This window comes from Pseudooceanicola lipolyticus, from assembly GCF_002786325.1.
Lineage (GTDB): Bacteria > Pseudomonadota > Alphaproteobacteria > Rhodobacterales > Rhodobacteraceae > Pseudooceanicola_C > Pseudooceanicola_C lipolyticus.
This window is the reverse complement of the sequence record NZ_PGTB01000420.1, coordinates 1-621: the sequence shown is the minus strand read 5'-3', so window position 1 is coordinate 621 and position 621 is coordinate 1. Positions and strand designations below refer to the sequence as shown.

The following is a 621-nucleotide window of genomic DNA, read 5'->3' as shown; positions in this document are numbered from 1 at the left end:
TCCGCATTCGTTCCAACTCCTGAGCACTTTCTCCTCGTCCCAGACAAGCCAATCGAAGCCGAGATACGACCATGGACGCCACCGGCACTGGAGCTGGAGGGAAGGCCAAGAAGGGAGCGGCCGGTCGCAAGGCCGGCGGGCCGAGGAAGAAGTCGGTGACGAGGTCCGTGAAGGCCGGGCTCCAGTTCCCCGTCGGCCGCATCGGGCGCTACCTGAAGAAGGGCCGCTACGCGCAGCGTGTCGGCACCGGCGCCCCCGTCTACCTCGCCGCTGTCCTCGAGTACCTCGCCGCTGAGGTCCTGGAGCTCGCCGGTAATGCTGCCAGGGACAACAAGAAGACTCGCATTATTCCGCGCCACGTGCTTCTGGCGATCCGGAACGACGAGGAGCTTGGGAAGCTGTTGGGCGGCGTGACCATCGCTCACGGCGGTGTGCTCCCCAATATCAACCCTGTTCTGCTGCCCAAGAAGACGGCGGAGAAGGCGTCCAGTGGCGGGAGCAAGGAGGCAAAGTCGCCCAAGAAGGCCGCCAAGTCCCCTAAGAAGGCATAGACTGACTGTCCGGAGTGATCTGATGTTTAGCAGTACCTTGTTACCAGTATGCGGTGATGCGTAGGCTGCG

General features: G+C 63.0%; 1 protein-coding gene. It reads left to right on the top strand.

Features of this window, described 5'->3' with window-relative positions; genetic code table 11:
- Positions 1-71: 71 nt before the first annotated feature.
- Complete coding sequence (locus CVM52_RS28255; RefSeq protein ID WP_100165103.1) at positions 72-551, top strand: histone H2A; 480 nt, start codon at positions 72-74, stop codon at positions 549-551.
- The last annotated feature ends 70 nt before the right edge of the window (positions 552-621 follow it).